Here is an 18496-nt window from a genome sequence, read left to right as displayed (position 1 = left end):
TGCGGCTTGATGGTGCCCGGCTTAGCCAGTACCTGACCACGTTCGATTTCTTCACGTTTGATACCACGCAGCAGAACACCTACGTTCTCACCAGCACGGCCTTCGTCCAGCAGTTTGCGGAACATTTCAACGCCAGTACAGGTAGACTTCTGAGTCTCTTTGATACCAACGATTTCAACTTCTTCACCAACTTTGATGATACCGCGTTCTACACGACCGGTAACAACAGTACCACGACCGGAGATGGAGAATACGTCTTCGATCGGCAGCAGGAACGGCTTGTCAATCGCACGCTCTGGTTCCGGAATGTAAGAATCCAGGAAGCCAGCCAGTTCCAGGATTTTCGCTTCCCACTCTGCGTCGCCTTCCAGCGCTTTCAGAGCAGAACCACGAACGATCGGAGTGTCGTCGCCCGGGAAGTCGTACTGAGACAGAAGTTCACGAACTTCCATTTCAACCAGTTCCAGCAGCTCTTCGTCATCAACCATGTCACATTTGTTCAGGAACACGATGATGTACGGAACGCCTACCTGACGACCCAGCAGGATGTGCTCACGAGTCTGCGGCATCGGGCCGTCAGTCGCAGCAACAACCAAGATCGCGCCGTCCATCTGCGCAGCACCGGTGATCATGTTTTTAACATAGTCGGCGTGCCCCGGGCAGTCTACGTGTGCGTAGTGACGGGTCGGGGTGTCGTATTCAACGTGAGAAGTGTTGATGGTGATACCACGAGCTTTTTCTTCCGGCGCGTTATCGATCTGGTCGAATGCACGAGCAGCACCGCCGTAGGTTTTAGCCAGTACGGTGGTGATTGCAGCGGTCAGAGTAGTTTTACCGTGGTCAACGTGGCCGATAGTACCAACGTTAACGTGCGGTTTTGTACGTTCAAATTTTTCTTTAGACACGGCTATATTCCTTACTATAGTGCTCTCCCCTTCAGGAGAGAGCACGGGACTTTGGTATTAACCCTGAGGCTTATTTACCACGGGCTTCAATTACGGCCTGAGCAACGTTACTCGGCGCTTCATCATACTTCAGGAATTCCATAGTGTATGATGCGCGACCTTTGGTCAGAGAACGCAGCTGAGTTGCATATCCGAACATTTCAGACAGCGGTACTTCAGCGTGGATCTTAACGCCAGTAACTTCAGATTCCTGACCTTTGAGCATACCACGACGACGGCTCAAGTCACCGATAACGTCACCGGTGTTCTCTTCCGGAGTTTCTACTTCAACCTTCATGATCGGCTCAAGCAGAACTGGTTTCGCTTTCTTAAAGCCTTCTTTAAAGGCGATAGAAGCAGCCAGTTTAAACGCCAGTTCAGAGGAGTCAACGTCATGGTAAGAACCGAAGTGCAGACGAATACCCATGTCTACTACCGGGTAGCCTGCCAGCGGACCTGCTTTCAGCTGTTCCTGGATACCTTTATCAACGGCCGGGATGTATTCGCCAGGGATTACACCACCTTTAATGTCGTTGATGAACTCGTAGCCTTTCGGGTTAGAACCCGGCTCCAGCGGGTACATGTCGATAACAACATGACCATACTGACCACGACCACCAGACTGTTTCGCGTGTTTACCTTCAACATCGGTAACTTTCTGGCGGATAGTTTCACGGTAAGCAACCTGCGGTTTACCTACGTTCGCTTCAACGTTGAATTCACGCTTCATACGGTCAACGATGATGTCGAGGTGCAGCTCGCCCATACCCGCGATAATGGTCTGGTTAGATTCTTCGTCAGTCCATACACGGAAAGACGGGTCTTCTTTAGCCAGACGGCCCAGAGCCAGACCCATTTTTTCCTGGTCAGCTTTGGTTTTCGGTTCAACTGCGATGGAGATTACCGGCTCAGGGAATTCCATACGTTCCAGAATGATCGGCGCATCCGGGTCACACAGGGTGTCACCAGTGGTTACGTCTTTCAGACCGATTGCAGCAGCGATGTCGCCCGCGCGAACTTCTTTGATCTCTTCACGTTTGTTAGCGTGCATCTGAACGATACGACCGAAACGTTCACGTGCAGCTTTCACGGAGTTCAGTACGGTATCACCAGAGTTAACCACACCGGAGTACACACGGAAGAAGGTCAGGTTACCAACAAACGGGTCGGTAGCGATTTTGAACGCCAGTGCAGAGAACGGCTCGTCATCACTTGCGTGACGCTCAGCCGGAGTGTCTTTACCGTCGTCCAGGATACCGTTGATCGCAGGTACGTCAACCGGGGATGGCAGGTAATCAATTACCGCATCCAGCATCGCCTGAACACCTTTGTTCTTGAACGCAGAACCACAGGTTACCAGGATGATTTCGTTGTTCAGAACGCGCTGACGCAGAGCACCTTTGATTTCTGCTTCAGTCAGTTCTTCACCACCCAGGTATTTTTCCATCAGCTCTTCAGAAGCTTCAGCTGCGGATTCGATCAGGTTCTGGTGCCATTCGTTAGCCAGTTCAACCATGTCTGCCGGGATATCTTCGTATTCGAAGGTTACGCCCTGGTCAGCGTCGTTCCAGTTGATAGCTTTCATTTTCACCAGGTCAACAACACCGGTGAAATGTTCTTCAGCACCAATCGCCAGCTGCAGCGGAACCGGGTTCGCGCCCAGACGGGTTTTGATCTGGTTAACAACTTTCAGGAAGTTCGCACCCATGCGGTCCATTTTGTTAACGAACGCAATGCGCGGAACTTTATATTTGTTTGCCTGACGCCATACGGTTTCAGACTGCGGCTGAACACCACCAACTGCGCAGTAAACCATTACCGCACCATCGAGAACACGCATGGAACGTTCTACTTCGATTGTGAAGTCAACGTGCCCCGGGGTGTCGATGATGTTGATGCGATGCGGCTCATACTGCTTAGCCATACCAGACCAGAATGCAGTAGTCGCAGCGGAAGTGATGGTAATACCACGTTCCTGCTCCTGCTCCATCCAGTCCATGGTTGCAGCGCCGTCATGAACTTCACCGATTTTATGGTTTACACCGGTGTAGAACAGAATACGTTCGGTAGTAGTGGTTTTACCGGCGTCGATGTGCGCACTGATACCGATGTTACGGTAGCGTGCGATGGGTGTTGTACGAGCCATTTGTTTCCTCGTTTATCTTTTAGGCGTTCAATTTAAGTAGCCCAAAGCGGGCTGCTTACTGGAAGCGCCCGCCTGGTGACTAAAACTCCGAAGGGATTACCAACGGTAGTGTGCGAACGCCTTGTTGGCTTCGGCCATACGGTGAACGTCTTCACGTTTCTTAACTGCAGTACCTTTGTTTTCTGCAGCATCGGAAAGTTCGTTCGCCAGGCGCAGAGCCATGGATTTATCACCGCGTTTACGAGCAGCTTCAACGATCCAACGCATTGCCAGAGCATTACGACGAACCGGACGGACTTCAACTGGTACCTGATAAGTAGAACCACCAACGCGGCGAGACTTAACTTCGACAGTCGGGCGCACGTTTTCGAGAGCTACTTCGAATGCTTCCAGTTCAGATTTACCAGAACGCTGAGCCAGGGTCTCCAGCGCGCTGTATACGATAGATTCGGCAGTAGATTTTTTACCATCTACCATCAGGATATTTACAAATTTAGCCAGCAGTTCTGATCCGAACTTCGGATCCGGCAGAATTTTACGCTGACCAATGACGCGACGACGTGGCATGGAAATACTCCGTTGTTAATTCAGGATTGTCCAAAACTCTACGAGTTTAGTTTGACATTTAAGTTAAAACGTTTGGCCTTACTTAACGGAGAACCATTAAGCCTTAGGACGCTTCACGCCATACTTGGAACGAGCCTGCTTACGGTCTTTAACGCCGGAGCAGTCAAGCGCACCACGTACGGTGTGGTAACGAACACCCGGGAGGTCTTTAACACGACCGCCACGGATCAGGATCACGGAGTGCTCCTGCAGGTTGTGACCTTCACCACCGATGTAGGAAGTCACTTCGAAACCGTTAGTCAGACGAACACGGCATACTTTACGCAGTGCGGAGTTCGGTTTTTTAGGAGTGGTAGTATATACACGAGTACATACGCCACGTTTTTGCGGGCATGCTTCCAGCGCAGGCACGTTGCTTTTCGCAACTTTGCGAGCACGTGGTTTGCGTACCAGCTGGTTAACTGTTGCCATTAAATAGCTCCTGGTTTTAGCTTTTGCTTCGTAAACACGTAATAAAACGTCCTCACACAATATGAGGACGCCGAATTTTAGGGCGATGCCGAAAAGGTGTCAAGAAATATACAACGATCCCACCGTTACCAGGCGACCTGGCTGGTGTGCTTAACCGTAAGTCTGACGAAATCAGTATAGTCAATGGGAGTGATATCGTTCGAAATTCGACCAACCAAACCACGAGCGATGAGGTCTTCGTTCAGGGCATAGACCTTAATGGGGGCATTACGCAAACTTTCAAGGTAGCGGTTACCATCAGCTGCGGCAGTTACGCCATCCTGCAATAACAGCAGTTCATCCCCCTCGCTGAGCAGACGCAGCAGCGCAGGAAAATCCGTCAGCCAGGGTGAGCGATGTAATGTATGCAGCATGTAAGCCTCAAAATCTCAAAATAACATCGTAGTTGCCGAGTTCCCGACGTAATGCTTCTGCTTCGAGCGGAGTGACGTCGACAACAAAGGGTGTCTGCGGATCTAACCCACGTTCACGTAGTGAAGCCGCACAAACCCAGCACTGTTCAATATCATACAGCCCCAGCAGTTTAAAGGTTGCGATATAATCACGCGCCAGCACCGCATCGGGCTTTTGCCCAGGCAGAAGCTGAAAAACGCCATCGGCAATAAAGAAGACGGCGAGCTCGTCAGTTAATGCGGAAGTCGCCAATAAAGCATCTAATCCTTCACGGCCAGCAGCTGTACCATGAGGTGCAGTAGAAAAAACAAACGCAATTCGTTTCATCAGAACTGTACCACCCTGTCGCAAGTCAGCGAGGCTTCAGCCAGAGCGCCAAGACCACTTAAGGTAAAGCCCGGCTGGAGATTTACAGATGCCAGACCGAGTCTTCCAGCTTCAGTTTCATCGACGATACCGCGACGTAATGCTGCCGCCACGCAAATGTTCAGCGCCACACCATGTTGTGTATTCAGTTGTTGCCAGCCACGCACAAGGTCAAATTCATCGCTTGCCGGTGAGGTCAATTGGTTAGCGTTATAGACCCCTTCACGATAGAAAAAGACGCTGCTTAACTCATGGCCTTCTGCTATCAGCGCCTGCGCAAACTGAAAAGCACTACTCGCCTGTTGCGTACCGTATGCTGGCCCGGTTACCACGATGGCAAAACGCATTACTTCTCTTGCCCCTGGAAATCACCGCTCTTGAACTGACGGATATAGAGATAAACAGTGTGCTTGGAGATGTTCAGACGATCTGCAACCTGGTTGATCGCGTCTTTAATATCGAAGATCCCTTTCTCGTAGAGATTCAGCACGATCTGACGATTTTTGGCGTTATTGGCAACATTGCGATCGGCATTCACTTCTTCGATGGTGAACTCCAGCGTTTGGGTAACCAGATCTTCAACAGAAGAGGCAAAGTTGACGCTTGAACCGACATCTGGGGTTTCTGGCGGCACAAAAGTGCTCATAATCTGCGAGAAGGGAACATCAAGATTCATATTGATGCACAGCAGACCAATTACACGCTGTTCGCGGTTACGAATGGCGATAGTCAGGGACTTCATTAATACACCGCTTTTGGCGCGAGTAAAATAGCATTTAGAAACGCTGCTATCCGCCCCCGTCATATCGTGCAGCATACGCAGCGCCAGATCGGTAATCGGCGAACCAATCTTCCGGCCTGTATGTTCACCGTTGGCAATACGAATGGCTGAACATTTCAAATCCTGCAAAGAGTGCAAAACGATTTCACAGTGGGAGCCAATGAGCATCGCTAACCCGTCCACCACAGCTTCGTAGGATTTCAGAATATCAAAATCGGTCTGGTCGAAAGGACGTTGATCCAGTAAATCCAACTCACTGGTTTCATTGGTTAAAAGCGACCTGGACATGAAAAAAAACACTCCTTTTCAGGAGCCTGTCGTTAACTTTTCAGGGCAGGCTCATTAATGATGCGGGTAACTAAATTAATACAGCGGAGGTTCCGCTTTCCAGCACTAATTATATCCGGCCTGTAATAAAAAAAACCGCCGCCTGGTCAGGCGGCGGTTCTTAATGCTTATTTTTTAGCAGAATCTGCGGCTTTCGCATCGGCTTCTGGCTTCGCATCAGCCTTCGGCGCTGGTTTCACATCCAGCAACTCTACGTCAAATACCAGAGTAGAGTTTGGTGGGATCCCCGGAACACCCGCTTTACCGTAAGCCAACTCTGGTGGAATAACCAATTTGATCTTGCCACCTTTCTTGATGTTCTTCAGGCCTTCGGTCCAGCCTGGGATAACGCCGTCCAGACGGAAAGAGAGCGGTTCACCACGGGTGTAAGAGTTATCGAACTCTTTACCGTCGATCAGCGTACCCTTGTAGTTCACTACAACAGTATCGCTGTCTTTCGGTGCTTCGCCTTTACCGGCTTCTACTACTTGATAAACCAAGCCAGTCGAAGAGGTTTTCACACCTTTCTCTTTAGCAAATTTCTCGCGGTACTCTTTGCCTTTAGCTTCGTTATCAGCCGCGTCTTTTTCCATCTTCGCCTGAGCAAAAGACTTCACGCGAGCTTCGAATGCTTGCAGAGTCTGTTCGATCTCTTGATCGGAAAGTTTGCTCTTATCGGCAAACGCATCCTGGACACCGGCGATCAGCTGATCTTTATCCAGCTTAATGCCCAACTTTTCTTGTTCTTGCAGAGAATTTTCCATGTAACGACCCAGCGAAGCACCCAGTGCGTAAGCTGATTTCTGATCGTCATTTTTGAACGCTGCTTTGCTGTCAGCAGTTGTGGCAGGTTTCGCCGCTTCGGCAGCAAAAGTAATTGGTGTATGCAGGGCAACGGCCATTGTGGTCGCCAGCAGCGTTACTTTAAACAGTGATTTCATCCATATCTCCAGGCTCGGGGCATCTCATCCCAGGGTTAACTATTATCAGAAGGGTACTATAAAGCGTTGTCGGATAAATCTACATACAGACACGCCCTATTATCATCTATTTTCAGACTCTTTTTGTTTAAATTAGTTTCGATGTCGCGAAATGAGTGCTGTCTCTGGCAGCAAAGTTAAGTAGAATCCGCAGCGATCATTCGACCAAAGAGGTGAACCATGCAGGATTTATCGATGGAAGCACGCCTGGCAGAGCTGGAGAGCCGACTGGCTTTTCAGGAAATCACCATTGAAGAACTGAACGTCACGGTGACCGCTCATGAAATGGAGATGGCAAAACTGCGCGATCATCTGCGTCTGCTTACTGAGAAGTTAAAAGCCAGCCAGCCGTCGAACATCGCGTCGCAGGCTGAAGAAACGCCACCGCCACATTACTGAGGCGAAAAAAAAGCGGGTAATTCCCGCTTTTTTGATACCGTTACGGTATTAGTGGCAACCGCAACCGCCGTTACCTTTACCACCACAGCAGCCTTCGCCACCGTGTTCATGACCGTGATCGTGACCGCCGCAGCAACCGTCGTGATCGTGGTGATGATCGTGCGCGCCATGAACGTGACCATGAGCCAGTTCTTCTTCAGTCGCTTCGCGAATCGCCACAACTTCAACGTTGAATTTCAGGTTCTGACCCGCCAGCATGTGGTTACCATCAACCACGACGTGATCGTCTTCAACAGCAGTGATCTCAACCGGCACCGGACCCTGGTCAGTTTCAGCCAGGAAACGCATACCTACCTGCAGTTCATCAACGCCCATAAATACGTCTTTAGGAACGCGCTGCACCAGGTTTTCGTCGTACTGGCCGTAAGCGTCGTTCGCGCCAACAGCTACATCAAATTTGTCGCCAACTTCATGACCTTCCAGCGCCGTTTCCAGGCCAGAGATCAGGGAACCGTGACCATGCAGGTAGTCCAGCGGCGCACTCACCGGAGACTCATCAACCAACACACCGTCTTCTGTACGTACCTGATAGGCCAGGCTGACCACCAGGTCTTTTGCTACTTTCATGATATCTCCTGAGCATGGGAAGAATAGTGGCGCAGATTGTATCGGAATTCTGCTGCCGTGTACTCACTAGCTTAAAAAAACTCGGCGCATATCGCTAGTCCGGATGAAAAATCCCAATCACTTGCTCATCTTTGCGAACGTGATCGCGGGCTTCTTTATCGGCTTCACGCATCTGATGCCCACACTTAACACATTCAACAATATCAATATTATTTTCGCGCCACATCGCCATTGAGTCTTGCGCCTGACAGGCTGGACATTTCGCGCCAGCAATAAAACGTTTTCGGATTGCCATCTTCACCCTCTACTCAAATTCATCCCAGCCATCCATTTGGCGTCGTTCTTGTTGCATTTCACGCTGGAAAATCTCTTCCAGTTCGCGTCGGGCTTCCCTGGCGCGAGAAATTTGTACGGTATCAGCGTGCATCGGGATAAGTTCCCGCAGCATTCGCATATCCAGGCGACGAAAATGCAGTTGCGCCCGCTGCGCCTGGTGTGGATGCATACCTAGCGACACTAACGTCTTGCGCCCCAGCTCTAACGCACTGGAGAATGTTTCACGGGAAAACTGTGTCACCCCTGCTTGTAATAACTCATGTGCTTCGACACGTCCGCGCGCTCGCGCAAGAATATGCAAATGCGGGAAGTGCTGCTGGCATATTTCCACCAGCTTCATGGTGTCTTCCGGCTCGTTACAGGTAATGACGATAGACTCAGCGGCCTCTGCACCCGCAGAACGTAAAAGATCTACCTGCGTAGCGTCGCCGTAATAAACTTTGTAGCCATATTTGCGCATCAGGTTCACGGCGCTGATGTCCCGCTCCAGCACGGTAATGCGCATTTTATTCGCCATCAACAAACGACCAATCACCTGACCAAAACGCCCAAAGCCCACGACAATGACCTGCGGTTTATCATCGTTGACCCACGGTTTTTCATCTTCTTCTTCCGTTCCGTTAAACTGGCGGGATAGCCATTTATCCACCAGCTTCATCAGCAGCGGCGTGGTCATCATGGAAAGCGTGACCGTCACCAGTAACAGCGCCATCTGGTCGCCCTGGAATAAGCGTTGTGAAGAAGCGGTAGAAAAGAGCACAAAGGCAAATTCACCGCCCTGGCTCAGCACGCCAGCAAACTGCATCCGCTCAGAACTGCGCACGCCATACAGGCGCGCTAACAGATACAGCACAAGAATTTTCACCGCCACCAGCACGACCACGCTTATCACTACCCACAACAGATGGGTATAAAGCACCCCGAGGTTTAGCGACATCCCGACGGAGATAAAAAATAGCCCGAGCAGTAAGCCTTTAAACGGATCGATAGCCGTTTCCAGTTCATGGCGATATTCACTTTCCGCCAGCAGCACGCCCGCAATAAACGTACCGAGCGCCATCGACAGCCCCAGCGCATCCATAAACAATGCGGAACCCAGCACCAGCAGCAGCGTCGCGGCGGTGAACACTTCCCGCACGCCAGAAGCTGCAATAAAACGGAATACCGGGCGCAGTAAATAGCGCCCACCAATCAACATACCGACAAATGCCAGCACCTTCATGCCGATCTTCATCCAGTCGAAATGTTCGTCTGCCGAACCCGCCAACAATGGCACTAACGCCAGCGCCGGGATCACCGCCAGATCCTGAAATAGCAGAACCGAAAACCCGAGCTGCCCGGATTCGCTTCGATTCATCCCTTTCTCACGCATCAGTTGCAACGCCATTGCGGTTGAAGACATCGCCAGACCAATGCCACCTACCACCGCCGCCTGCCAGGCGAAATCCGTCAGCATCAATAATCCCGCCAGCAACGCCGCGCTTAACAGTACCTGTGCCGCGCCTACGCCAAAAATCGAGCGTCGCAATTGCCAAAGCTTGGAGGGATTCAACTCCAGCCCAATGATAAACATCAGGAACACCACGCCGAGTTCCGAAAAGTGGAGGATCTCATCGACGTCGCTAATAAACCCAAGCCCCCATGGGCCAATCGCAATCCCTGCCAGCAAATATCCCAACACAGCGCCAATACCCAGCCGCGATGCCAGCGGCACCGCAGCCACCGCCGCGAAGAGAAACAGCACTCCCGCGAGTAAAAAATCGGAACCTTCCATCAGCGGCCTCCTGGGGGCAGTGGATTTGCCAGCCAGTCGCCGTAGGCTCTGGCGTGACTCGCCAGCTCCTGTGCGCTTTGCCGTCTCGCCCAGTAAATAATAATGGGGCTTAACCAATGCATCCGGCACATGCCCGCCGCCAGTTCAAAGGGGCGCAGAACATCGCTCATCGGGTAGCGATTCAACGCGTCATAACGGTAAGCACTTTCCGGCTCGCCAGTGGTGATCACGCTACGCCAGTACTTTCCCGCCAGTTGGTTTCCCCCCGGCCCGCTGGCAAAACCACGGCTTAATACCCGGTCCAGCCACTCTTTCAGTAGCGCCGGGCAGCTATAGGTATAAAGAGGATGCTGAAAGACAATCACCTCGTGCTCGCGCAGTAATGCCTGCTCACGGGGGATATCAATAAAAAAATCGGGATAGTGCGCGTAAAGGTCGTGCACGGTAACATTGCTGAGCTGCGTGGCCGGTTTAAGCAGTACCCGGTTTGCCACCGAGTCCTGAGATTCCGGATGGGCATACAGCAGCAAAACTTTCGCTGGCTGAGACATCATCCCCCTCCCGGTATGGTTTTTGTGTATAGTCGCTGTTTTGGGCTACCATTGCGCCCGGTGCGGCAGCTCGCCCATACATTACATTATCATAATGATAAGTTAACATAGTCTGAACATACGGCGCCTTATGATTGTTTTCTCCTCGTTACAAATTCGTCGCGGCGTGCGCGTCCTGCTGGATAATGCCACCGCCACCATCAACCCTGGGCAGAAAGTCGGCCTGGTGGGTAAAAATGGCTGTGGTAAATCTACCCTGCTGGCATTGCTGAAAAATGAAATCAGCGCCGACGGCGGCAGCTACACCTTTCCTGGTAACTGGCAACTGGCGTGGGTGAATCAGGAAACGCCGGCGCTACCGCAACCTGCGCTGGAATATGTCATTGATGGCGACCGCGAATATCGCCAACTGGAAGCGCAGTTGCACGACGCCAACGAACGTAACGACGGGCACGCCATCGCCACCATTCATGGCAAGCTGGATGCTATCGACGCGTGGAGTATTCGCTCCCGCGCCGCCAGCCTGCTGCACGGCCTCGGTTTCAGCAACGAACAACTGGAGCGCCCGGTGAGTGATTTCTCCGGTGGCTGGCGTATGCGTCTTAACCTCGCCCAGGCGCTGATTTGCCGTTCAGATTTGCTGCTGCTCGACGAACCGACTAACCACCTCGATCTCGATGCCGTTATCTGGCTGGAAAAATGGTTGAAGAGCTATCAGGGCACGCTGATCCTGATCTCTCACGACCGCGACTTCCTCGATCCGATCGTCGATAAAATTATTCATATCGAACAGCAAAGCATGTTCGAGTACACAGGTAACTACAGCTCGTTTGAAGTGCAGCGCGCCACCCGCCTGGCGCAGCAACAGGCGATGTATGAAAGCCAACAAGAACGTGTAGCGCATCTGCAAAGTTATATCGACCGTTTCCGTGCCAAAGCCACTAAAGCGAAGCAGGCACAGAGCCGCATTAAGATGCTTGAGCGCATGGAGCTGATTGCCCCCGCGCACGTCGATAACCCGTTCCGCTTTAGCTTCCGCGCGCCGGAAAGCCTGCCTAATCCGTTGTTGAAGATGGAAAAAGTCAGTGCGGGCTATGGCGATCGCATTATTCTCGACTCGATAAAACTGAATCTGGTGCCGGGTTCGCGCATTGGTCTGTTAGGCCGCAACGGCGCGGGTAAATCGACATTAATCAAACTGTTAGCCGGTGAACTTGCGCCAGTCAGCGGAGAAATTGGCCTGGCGAAAGGGATCAAACTCGGCTACTTCGCCCAGCATCAACTGGAATACCTGCGCGCTGACGAATCGCCTATTCAGCATCTGGCGCGTTTAGCACCGCAGGAACTGGAGCAAAAACTGCGTGACTATCTCGGCGGTTTTGGTTTCCAGGGCGATAAAGTGACGGAAGAAACGCGCCGCTTCTCCGGTGGCGAAAAAGCGCGCCTGGTGCTGGCTTTAATTGTCTGGCAGCGCCCGAATCTGCTGCTGCTCGACGAACCGACCAACCACCTTGACCTCGACATGCGCCAGGCACTCACCGAAGCATTGATCGAGTTTGAAGGCGCGCTGGTTGTCGTCTCGCACGACCGTCATTTGCTGCGTTCCACCACTGACGATCTCTATCTGGTTCACGATCGTAAAGTCGAACCGTTCGACGGCGATCTGGAAGATTATCAACAGTGGTTAAGCGACGTACAAAAGCAGGAAAACCAGGCCGACGAAGCGCCAAAAGAGAACGCTAACAGCGCCCAGGCACGTAAAGATCAGAAGCGTCGGGAAGCAGAGTTGCGTGCGCAAACCCAGCCGCTGCGTAAAGAGATCGCCCGTCTGGAAAAAGAGATGGAGAAGTTGAACGCGCAACTGGCGCAGGCGGAAGAGAAACTTGGCGACAGCGAACTGTATGACCAGAGCCGTAAAGCGGAGTTGACCGCCTGCCTGCAACAGCAAGCCAGCGCCAAATCCGGCCTGGAAGAGTGCGAAATGGCGTGGCTGGAAGCCCAGGAGCAACTGGAACAGATGCTCCTGGAAGGCCAAAGCAACTGATGGCGCAGATAACGACGACCGATGCCAATGTATTCAGCAGCAGTGCTGAATTTACCCCTATGCGCGGTTTCAGCAATTGTCATCTCCAAACCATGCTGCCGCGTCTGTTTCGTCGTCAGGTGAAATTCATCCCGCACTGGCAGCGGCTGGAGTTGCCCGACGGAGACTTTGTCGATCTCGCGTGGAGTGAAGACCCCACACAAGCGAAGCATAAACCGCGTCTGGTGGTCTTCCACGGTCTCGAAGGCAGTCTCAATAGTCCTTATGCACATGGTCTGGTTGAGGCAGCGCAAAAGCGCGGCTGGCTGGGCGTGGTGATGCATTTTCGCGGGTGCAGCGGTGAACCAAACCGGATGCACCGCATTTACCATTCGGGCGAAACCGAAGATGCCAGTTGGTTTTTACGCTGGCTGCAACGCGAATTTGGTCATGCGCCAACGGCTGCCGTCGGCTATTCGCTCGGCGGTAATATGCTGGCCTGTTTGCTGGCCAAAGAAGGCAATGACCTCCCGATTGATGCGGCGGCGATTGTCTCTGCACCGTTTATGCTGGAAGCCTGTAGTTATCACATGGATAAAGGCTTCTCCCGCGTTTATCAGCGTTACTTGCTGAACTTGTTAAAAGCCAATGCTGCGCGCAAACTGGCGGCCTACCCCGGAACGCTGCCGATTAATCTCGCACAGTTGAAATCGGTACGCCGCATCCGCGAATTTGACGATCTAATCACCGCCAAAATTCACGGCTACGTCGACGCTATCGACTATTATCGTCAGTGTAGCGCCATGCCGATGCTCAATCGGATCGCCAAACCCACGCTGATTATTCACGCCAAAGACGATCCGTTTATGGATCATCAGGTGATCCCGAAACCGGAAAATCTCCCCCCGCAGGTGGAGTATCAACTGACGGAACATGGCGGTCATGTTGGCTTTATTGGCGGTACATTACTTCATCCGCAAATGTGGCTGGAGTCACGCATTCCTGACTGGTTAACAACGTATCTGGAGGCGAAATCATGTTGATTCCGTGGCAAGACATCTCCCCCGAAACGCTGGAAAATTTAATTGAAAGCTTTGTGTTACGCGAAGGCACCGATTATGGTGAACATGAGCGTACACTTGAACAGAAAGTCGCCGACGTCAAACGCCAACTACAGTGCGGAGAAGCGGTGCTGGTATGGTCGGAGCTGCACGAAACGGTCAATATCATGCCGCGCAGTCAGTTTCGCGAATAACCTGCAACCGTCGGCGGACGAGATAATAATGATAGCTAAGTCATGGAGTTACTATGTCTGCCAAACATCCGGTCATTGCGGTAACAGGATCCAGCGGCGCGGGAACCACCACTACCAGCCTCGCGTTTCGAAAAATCTTCGCGCAGTTAAATCTGCGCTCAGCCGAGGTAGAAGGCGACAGTTTTCACCGTTACACCCGCCCGGAAATGGACATGGCGATCCGCAAAGCGCGCGACGCCGGGCGGCATATCAGTTACTTCGGCCCCGAAGCTAACGACTTCGGCCTGCTGGAACAAACCTTCATTGAATACGGCCTGAGCGGCAAAGGGAAATCTCGCAAATATCTGCATACCTACGACGAAGCCGTACCGTGGAATCAGGTGCCAGGTACATTTACCCCGTGGCAGGCGCTGCCAGAACCCACCGATGTGCTGTTTTATGAAGGTTTGCACGGCGGCGTGGTCACACCACAACATAACGTCGCGCAGCATGTGGATTTACTGGTTGGTGTAGTGCCTATCGTTAACCTGGAGTGGATTCAAAAACTCATCCGCGACACCAGCGAGCGCGGGCACTCGCGAGAAGCGGTGATGGACTCGGTAGTTCGCTCAATGGAAGACTATATCAACTACATCACACCGCAGTTTTCTCGCACCCACATTAACTTCCAGCGCGTCCCCACCGTTGACACCTCAAACCCCTTCGCCGCAAAAGACATCCCATCGCTGGATGAAAGCTTTGTGGTAATCCATTTTCGAAATCTGGAAGGAATCGATTTCCCCTGGCTGTTGGCGATGCTGCAAGGCTCGTTCATTTCCCACATCAATACATTAGTGGTGCCGGGCGGCAAAATGGGTCTGGCAATGGAGTTAATTATGCTGCCGCTGGTGCAACGACTGATGGAAGGGAAGAAAATCGAGTAACTCTGCTATTAAGCCGGATAAAATACTCTCCGGCTTCACAACGGGATAGTTAAATCACGCGGCAACCACTTCATACGAGTGAGTAATATTTACCGCTTTTTCCAGCATCAACGCGACTGAGCAATACTTCTCGGCTGAGAGATCAACCGCACGCGCAACCGCTGCATCCTTCAGGTCGCGACCGGTGACGATAAAATGCAGATTAATGTGCGTAAACAGGCGTGGTGCCTCTTCGCGGCGTTCAGAGGTCAATTTTACTTCACAATCGACCACATCCTGACGCCCTTTTTGCAGGATAGAAACCACATCAATGGCGCTGCAACCACCCGCCGCCATCAACACCATTTCCATCGGACTTGGCGCTTTATCGCCTGAGTTGCCGTCCATTAAAATCTGGTGACCAGAGGCGGATTCGCCCAGAAAGGTTAACCCTTCGACCAACTTCACACGCGCTTGCATAATCGAAACTCCATTGCGTCAATTTTCCTGACAGAGTACGCGTACTGACCAAATCGCGCAACGGAAGGCGACCTGGGTCATGCTGAAGCGAGACACCAGGAGACACAACGCGAAAGCTATGCTAAAACAGTCAGGATGCTACAGTAATACATTGATGTACTGCATGTATGTAAAGGACGTCACATTACCGTGCAGTTCAGTTGATAGCCCCTTCCCAGGTAGCGGGAAGCACATTTCGGCAATCCAGAGACAGCGGCGTTTTCTGGCTCTGGAGAAAGCTTATAACAGAGGATAACCGCGCATGGTGCTTGGCAAACCGCAAACAGACCCGACTCTCGAATGGTTCTTGTCTCATTGCCACATTCATAAGTACCCATCCAAGAGCACGCTTATTCACCAAGGTGAAAAAGCGGAAACGCTGTACTACATCGTTAAAGGCTCTGTGGCAGTGCTGATCAAAGACGAGGAGGGTAAAGAAATGATCCTCTCTTATCTGAATCAGGGTGATTTCATTGGCGAACTGGGCCTGTTTGAAGAAGGCCAGGAACGTAGCGCATGGGTACGTGCGAAAACCGCCTGTGAAGTGGCTGAAATTTCCTACAAAAAATTCCGCCAATTAATTCAGGTAAACCCGGATATTCTGATGCGTCTCTCCGCACAGATGGCACGTCGCCTGCAAGTCACTTCAGAGAAAGTGGGCAACCTGGCATTCCTCGATGTAACAGGCCGCATTGCACAGACTCTGCTGAACCTGGCAAAACAACCGGATGCCATGACTCACCCGGACGGTATGCAAATCAAAATTACCCGTCAGGAAATCGGTCAGATTGTCGGCTGTTCTCGTGAAACCGTGGGGCGCATTCTGAAGATGCTGGAAGATCAGAACCTGATCTCCGCACACGGTAAAACCATCGTCGTTTACGGCACTCGTTAATCCCGTCGGAGTGGCGCGTTACTGAGTAGCGCGCCATTTTGTTTAACCCGATGTGGCGCAGACTGATTTACCATCCTGATATCAACTATGCACTACGACAAACGCTGGTGCTATGTTTGCCCGTGGCCGTTGGTCTATTGCTTGGCGAATTAAGGCTTGGGCTGCTCTTTTCCCTCGTCCCCGCCTGTTGCAATATTGCGGGGCTTGATACGCCCCATAAACGCTTTTTCAAACGTTTAATTATTGGTGCGTCGCTGTTTGCCACCTGCAGCTTGCTAACACAACTGCTGCTGGAAAAAGATATCCCCCTGCCATTTCTGCTGACAGGGTTAACGTTGATACTTGGCGTTACTGCCGAGTTAGGGCCATTACACGCAAAATTACTTCCCGCATCGCTGCTGGCAGCTATTTTTACCTTAAGTCTGGCGGGATACATGCCCGTCTGGGAACCGTTGCTCATCTATGCGTTGGGTACACTCTGGTATGGGCTGTTTAACTGGTTTTGGTTCTGGCTCTGGCGCGAACAACCGCTACGCGAGTCACTTAGCCTGCTGTACCGTGAACTGGCAGATTATTGCGAAGCCAAATACAGCCTGCTTACCCAGCACACCGATCCTGAAAAAGCGTTGCCACCGCTGCTGGAACGCCAGCAAAAAGCGGTCGATTTAATTACCCAGTGCTATCAGCAAATGCATATGCTTTCCGCGCAAAATAATACCGATTACAAGCGGATGCTGCGCATTTTCCAGGAGGCGCTGGATTTACAGGAACACATCTCGGTCAGTTTGCATCAGCCAGAAGAGGTGCAAAAGCTGGTCGAGCGTAGCCATGCGGAGGAAGTTATCCGCTGGAATGCGCAAACCGTCGCCGCTCGCCTGCGCGTGCTGGCTGATGACATTCTTTACCATCGCCTGCCGACGCGTTTTACGATGGATAAGCAAATTGGCGCACTGGAAAAAATCGCCCGCCAGCATCCGGATAACCCTGTAGGGCAATTCTGCTACTGGCATTTCAGCCGCATCGCCCGCGTGCTGCGAACGCAAAAACCACTCTATGCCCGTGACTTACTGGCCGATAAACAGCGCCGAATGCCGTTACTCCCGGCGCTGAAAAGCTATCTTTCCCTGAAATCGCCAGCACTGCGTAATGCAGGACGACTGAGTGTGATGTTAAGCGTTGCCAGCCTGATGGGCACCGCGCTGCATCTGCCGAAATCCTATTGGATACTAATGACGGTATTGCTGGTGACGCAAAATGGTTATGGCGCGACTCGTCTGCGAATTGTGAATCGTTCTGTCGGAACCGTGGTTGGATTAATTATTGCAGGTGTTGCACTGCACTTTAAAATCCCTGAAGGTTACACCCTGACGCTGATGCTTTTCACCACGCTCGCCAGTTACCTGATATTGCGCAAAAACTACGGCTGGGCGACGGTCGGTTTTACCATTACCGCTGTATATACCCTGCAACTGTTATGGCTGAATGGCGAGCAGTACATCATCCCCCGTCTAATCGATACTATCATCGGTTGTCTGATTGCCTTCGGCGGCACAGTTTGGCTGTGGCCGCAGTGGCAGAGCGGCTTATTGCGCAAGAACGCCCATGATGCCTTAGAAACTTACCAAGAGGCCATTCGTCTGATCCTCAGTAAAGATCCGCAACCTACGCCACTAGCCTGGCAACGAATGCGGGTTAATCAGGCGCATAACACCTTGTATAACTCATTGAACCAGGCGATGCAGGAACCGGCGTTTAACAGCCATTATCTGGCAGATATGAAACTGTGGGTTACGCATAGTCAGTTTATTGTTGAACATATTAATGCCATGACCACGCTGGCGCGGGAGCACCGGGCATTGCCGCCGGAACTGGCGCAGGAGTATTTGCAGTCTTGTGAAATCGCTATTCAACGCTGTCAGCAGCGGCTGGAATATGATGAACCGGGGAGTTCTGGTGACGCCAATATCATAGACTCGCCAGAGATGCTGCCACACGAAGGCGCGTCTGGCACGCTGGAGCAGCATTTACAACGCGTTATTGGCCATCTGAATACAATGCACACCATTTCAGCGATGGCCTGGCGGCAGCGACCGCATCACGGGATTTGGTTGAGTCGGAAGTTACGAGATTCGAAGGCGTAATATCATTATTGCCAGAAGCAAACCGTAGGTCGGATTAGG

Annotated in this window: 21 protein-coding genes; 7 read left to right on the top strand and 14 right to left on the bottom strand. The window is 51.8% G+C overall.

All coding sequences use genetic code 11. The annotated features are described in order from the left end of the window. The 9 genes from tuf to fkpA form a co-directional block, all read right to left on the bottom strand. The coding region (gene tuf / locus FC814_RS02775) for an elongation factor Tu (protein WP_137325476.1) at window positions 1-905 on the bottom strand (905 nt) is incomplete at its 3' end. Between the two features lie 70 nt (window positions 906-975). Continuing rightward, window positions 976-3090, bottom strand: a complete 2115-nt coding sequence (gene fusA, locus FC814_RS02770; RefSeq protein ID WP_000124700.1) for an elongation factor G — start codon at window positions 3088-3090, stop codon at window positions 976-978. A 96-nt stretch (window positions 3091-3186) separates the two neighbouring features. Beyond that, window positions 3187-3657, bottom strand: a complete 471-nt coding sequence (gene rpsG / locus FC814_RS02765) for a 30S ribosomal protein S7 (protein WP_001138043.1) — start codon at window positions 3655-3657, stop codon at window positions 3187-3189. A 96-nt stretch (window positions 3658-3753) separates the two neighbouring features. Then, window positions 3754-4128: a 30S ribosomal protein S12 gene (gene rpsL / locus FC814_RS02760; RefSeq protein WP_000246815.1), complete on the bottom strand. Its 375-nt coding sequence runs from the start codon at window positions 4126-4128 to the stop codon at window positions 3754-3756. 125 nt (window positions 4129-4253) lie between these two features. Further along, window positions 4254-4541 carry a sulfurtransferase complex subunit TusB gene (tusB, locus tag FC814_RS02755; protein WP_000903390.1) on the bottom strand — a complete coding sequence of 96 codons (288 nt, stop codon included), beginning with the start codon at window positions 4539-4541 and terminating at the stop codon, window positions 4254-4256. Between the two features lie 7 nt (window positions 4542-4548). Next, entirely contained in the window at window positions 4549-4908 is a 360-nt protein-coding gene (tusC, locus tag FC814_RS02750) for a sulfurtransferase complex subunit TusC (RefSeq protein WP_032226629.1), read from the bottom strand. Next, window positions 4908-5294 (bottom strand): sulfurtransferase complex subunit TusD, encoded by a 387-nt coding sequence (gene tusD, locus FC814_RS02745; protein ID WP_001209695.1) that lies wholly within the window; start codon window positions 5292-5294, stop codon window positions 4908-4910. The genes tusC and tusD overlap by 1 nt, the downstream gene beginning before the upstream one ends. After that, entirely contained in the window at window positions 5294-6016 is a 723-nt protein-coding gene (locus FC814_RS02740) for a transcriptional regulator (RefSeq protein ID WP_010348315.1), read from the bottom strand. Before FC814_RS02740 ends, tusD begins: the two co-directional genes overlap by 1 nt. A gap of 167 nt (window positions 6017-6183) precedes the next feature. Continuing rightward, the gene (gene fkpA / locus FC814_RS02735) at window positions 6184-6996 is read right to left on the bottom strand and encodes an FKBP-type peptidyl-prolyl cis-trans isomerase (RefSeq protein WP_137325475.1); all 813 of its coding nucleotides are present in this window, start codon (window positions 6994-6996) and stop codon (window positions 6184-6186) included. 219 nt (window positions 6997-7215) lie between these two features. Between fkpA and FC814_RS02730 the strand changes: the two genes are divergently transcribed. Then, the gene (locus tag FC814_RS02730) at window positions 7216-7434 is read left to right on the top strand and encodes a protein SlyX (protein WP_001153620.1); all 219 of its coding nucleotides are present in this window, start codon (window positions 7216-7218) and stop codon (window positions 7432-7434) included. Between the two features lie 48 nt (window positions 7435-7482). Here the strand turns inward: FC814_RS02730 and slyD are convergent, their stop codons facing one another. The 4 genes from slyD to kefG form a co-directional block, all read right to left on the bottom strand. Then, window positions 7483-8061, bottom strand: a complete 579-nt coding sequence (slyD, locus tag FC814_RS02725; protein WP_032226631.1) for a peptidylprolyl isomerase — start codon at window positions 8059-8061, stop codon at window positions 7483-7485. Between the two features lie 94 nt (window positions 8062-8155). After that, window positions 8156-8356 (bottom strand): YheV family putative zinc ribbon protein, encoded by a 201-nt coding sequence (locus FC814_RS02720; protein WP_001007730.1) that lies wholly within the window; start codon window positions 8354-8356, stop codon window positions 8156-8158. 9 nt (window positions 8357-8365) lie between these two features. Then, the gene (kefB, locus tag FC814_RS02715) at window positions 8366-10171 is read right to left on the bottom strand and encodes a glutathione-regulated potassium-efflux system protein KefB (protein ID WP_000399133.1); all 1806 of its coding nucleotides are present in this window, start codon (window positions 10169-10171) and stop codon (window positions 8366-8368) included. Then, the gene (gene kefG / locus FC814_RS02710) at window positions 10171-10722 is read right to left on the bottom strand and encodes a glutathione-regulated potassium-efflux system ancillary protein KefG (RefSeq protein ID WP_001411441.1); all 552 of its coding nucleotides are present in this window, start codon (window positions 10720-10722) and stop codon (window positions 10171-10173) included. Before kefG ends, kefB begins: the two co-directional genes overlap by 1 nt. A 130-nt stretch (window positions 10723-10852) precedes the next feature. On the opposite strand from kefG, the gene FC814_RS02705 reads away from it, so the two are divergent. Genes FC814_RS02705 through FC814_RS02690 form a run of 4 tightly spaced genes read left to right on the top strand, consistent with a single transcriptional unit; the run spans window position 10853 to window position 14923 of the window. Beyond that, window positions 10853-12766, top strand: a complete 1914-nt coding sequence (locus tag FC814_RS02705) for an ABC transporter ATP-binding protein (RefSeq protein WP_105290256.1) — start codon at window positions 10853-10855, stop codon at window positions 12764-12766. Further along, window positions 12766-13788, top strand: coding sequence for a hydrolase (locus FC814_RS02700; protein WP_137325474.1), 1023 nt, complete (start codon window positions 12766-12768; stop codon window positions 13786-13788). The genes FC814_RS02705 and FC814_RS02700 overlap by 1 nt, the downstream gene beginning before the upstream one ends. Further along, window positions 13782-14000: a YheU family protein gene (locus FC814_RS02695; RefSeq protein ID WP_000907080.1), complete on the top strand. Its 219-nt coding sequence runs from the start codon at window positions 13782-13784 to the stop codon at window positions 13998-14000. The genes FC814_RS02700 and FC814_RS02695 overlap by 7 nt, the downstream gene beginning before the upstream one ends. A gap of 53 nt (window positions 14001-14053) precedes the next feature. After that, the gene (locus tag FC814_RS02690; protein WP_137325473.1) at window positions 14054-14923 is read left to right on the top strand and encodes a phosphoribulokinase; all 870 of its coding nucleotides are present in this window, start codon (window positions 14054-14056) and stop codon (window positions 14921-14923) included. Window positions 14924-14977: 54 nt separating this feature from the next. On the opposite strand, the gene FC814_RS02685 is transcribed toward FC814_RS02690, so the two are convergent. Beyond that, entirely contained in the window at window positions 14978-15382 is a 405-nt protein-coding gene (locus FC814_RS02685; protein WP_137325472.1) for an OsmC family protein, read from the bottom strand. A 301-nt stretch (window positions 15383-15683) separates the two neighbouring features. Here FC814_RS02685 and crp point away from each other — a divergent pair, with 301 nt between their 5' ends. Both crp and FC814_RS02675 read left to right on the top strand, forming a co-directional pair. Continuing rightward, window positions 15684-16316: a cAMP-activated global transcriptional regulator CRP gene (gene crp, locus FC814_RS02680; protein WP_000242755.1), complete on the top strand. Its 633-nt coding sequence runs from the start codon at window positions 15684-15686 to the stop codon at window positions 16314-16316. Window positions 16317-16366: 50 nt separating this feature from the next. Continuing rightward, complete coding sequence (locus FC814_RS02675) at window positions 16367-18457, top strand: YccS/YhfK family putative transporter (RefSeq protein ID WP_137325471.1); 2091 nt, start codon at window positions 16367-16369, stop codon at window positions 18455-18457. Window positions 18458-18496: the final 39 nt, after the last annotated feature.

Origin of the sequence: Escherichia sp. MR, assembly GCF_005280595.1 — a bacterium.
GTDB lineage: Bacteria > Pseudomonadota > Gammaproteobacteria > Enterobacterales > Enterobacteriaceae > Escherichia > Escherichia ruysiae.
This window is presented reverse-complemented; position numbering and strand designations above follow the sequence as displayed.

Excerpts from the sequence above, each read along its gene's own strand:
- fusA (WP_000124700.1), bottom strand. The coding sequence starts at position 3,090 with ATGGCTCGTACAACACCCATCGCACGCTACCGTAACATCGGTATCAGT.
- rpsG (WP_001138043.1), bottom strand. The coding sequence starts at position 3,657 with ATGCCACGTCGTCGCGTCATTGGTCAGCGTAAAATTCTGCCGGATCCG.
- rpsL (WP_000246815.1), bottom strand. The coding sequence starts at position 4,128 with ATGGCAACAGTTAACCAGCTGGTACGCAAACCACGTGCTCGCAAAGTT.
- tusB (WP_000903390.1), bottom strand. The coding sequence starts at position 4,541 with ATGCTGCATACATTACATCGCTCACCCTGGCTGACGGATTTTCCTGCG.
- tusC (WP_032226629.1), bottom strand. The coding sequence starts at position 4,908 with ATGAAACGAATTGCGTTTGTTTTTTCTACTGCACCTCATGGTACAGCT.
- tusD (WP_001209695.1), bottom strand. The coding sequence starts at position 5,294 with ATGCGTTTTGCCATCGTGGTAACCGGGCCAGCATACGGTACGCAACAG.
- FC814_RS02740 (WP_010348315.1), bottom strand. The coding sequence starts at position 6,016 with ATGTCCAGGTCGCTTTTAACCAATGAAACCAGTGAGTTGGATTTACTG.
- fkpA (WP_137325475.1), bottom strand. The coding sequence starts at position 6,996 with ATGAAATCACTGTTTAAAGTAACGCTGCTGGCGACCACAATGGCCGTT.
- FC814_RS02730 (WP_001153620.1), top strand. The coding sequence starts at position 7,216 with ATGCAGGATTTATCGATGGAAGCACGCCTGGCAGAGCTGGAGAGCCGA.
- slyD (WP_032226631.1), bottom strand. The coding sequence starts at position 8,061 with ATGAAAGTAGCAAAAGACCTGGTGGTCAGCCTGGCCTATCAGGTACGT.
- FC814_RS02720 (WP_001007730.1), bottom strand. The coding sequence starts at position 8,356 with ATGGCAATCCGAAAACGTTTTATTGCTGGCGCGAAATGTCCAGCCTGT.
- kefB (WP_000399133.1), bottom strand. The coding sequence starts at position 10,171 with ATGGAAGGTTCCGATTTTTTACTCGCGGGAGTGCTGTTTCTCTTCGCG.
- kefG (WP_001411441.1), bottom strand. The coding sequence starts at position 10,722 with ATGTCTCAGCCAGCGAAAGTTTTGCTGCTGTATGCCCATCCGGAATCT.
- FC814_RS02705 (WP_105290256.1), top strand. The coding sequence starts at position 10,853 with ATGATTGTTTTCTCCTCGTTACAAATTCGTCGCGGCGTGCGCGTCCTG.
- FC814_RS02700 (WP_137325474.1), top strand. The coding sequence starts at position 12,766 with ATGGCGCAGATAACGACGACCGATGCCAATGTATTCAGCAGCAGTGCT.
- FC814_RS02695 (WP_000907080.1), top strand. The coding sequence starts at position 13,782 with ATGTTGATTCCGTGGCAAGACATCTCCCCCGAAACGCTGGAAAATTTA.
- FC814_RS02690 (WP_137325473.1), top strand. The coding sequence starts at position 14,054 with ATGTCTGCCAAACATCCGGTCATTGCGGTAACAGGATCCAGCGGCGCG.
- FC814_RS02685 (WP_137325472.1), bottom strand. The coding sequence starts at position 15,382 with ATGCAAGCGCGTGTGAAGTTGGTCGAAGGGTTAACCTTTCTGGGCGAA.
- crp (WP_000242755.1), top strand. The coding sequence starts at position 15,684 with ATGGTGCTTGGCAAACCGCAAACAGACCCGACTCTCGAATGGTTCTTG.
- FC814_RS02675 (WP_137325471.1), top strand. The coding sequence starts at position 16,367 with ATGTGGCGCAGACTGATTTACCATCCTGATATCAACTATGCACTACGA.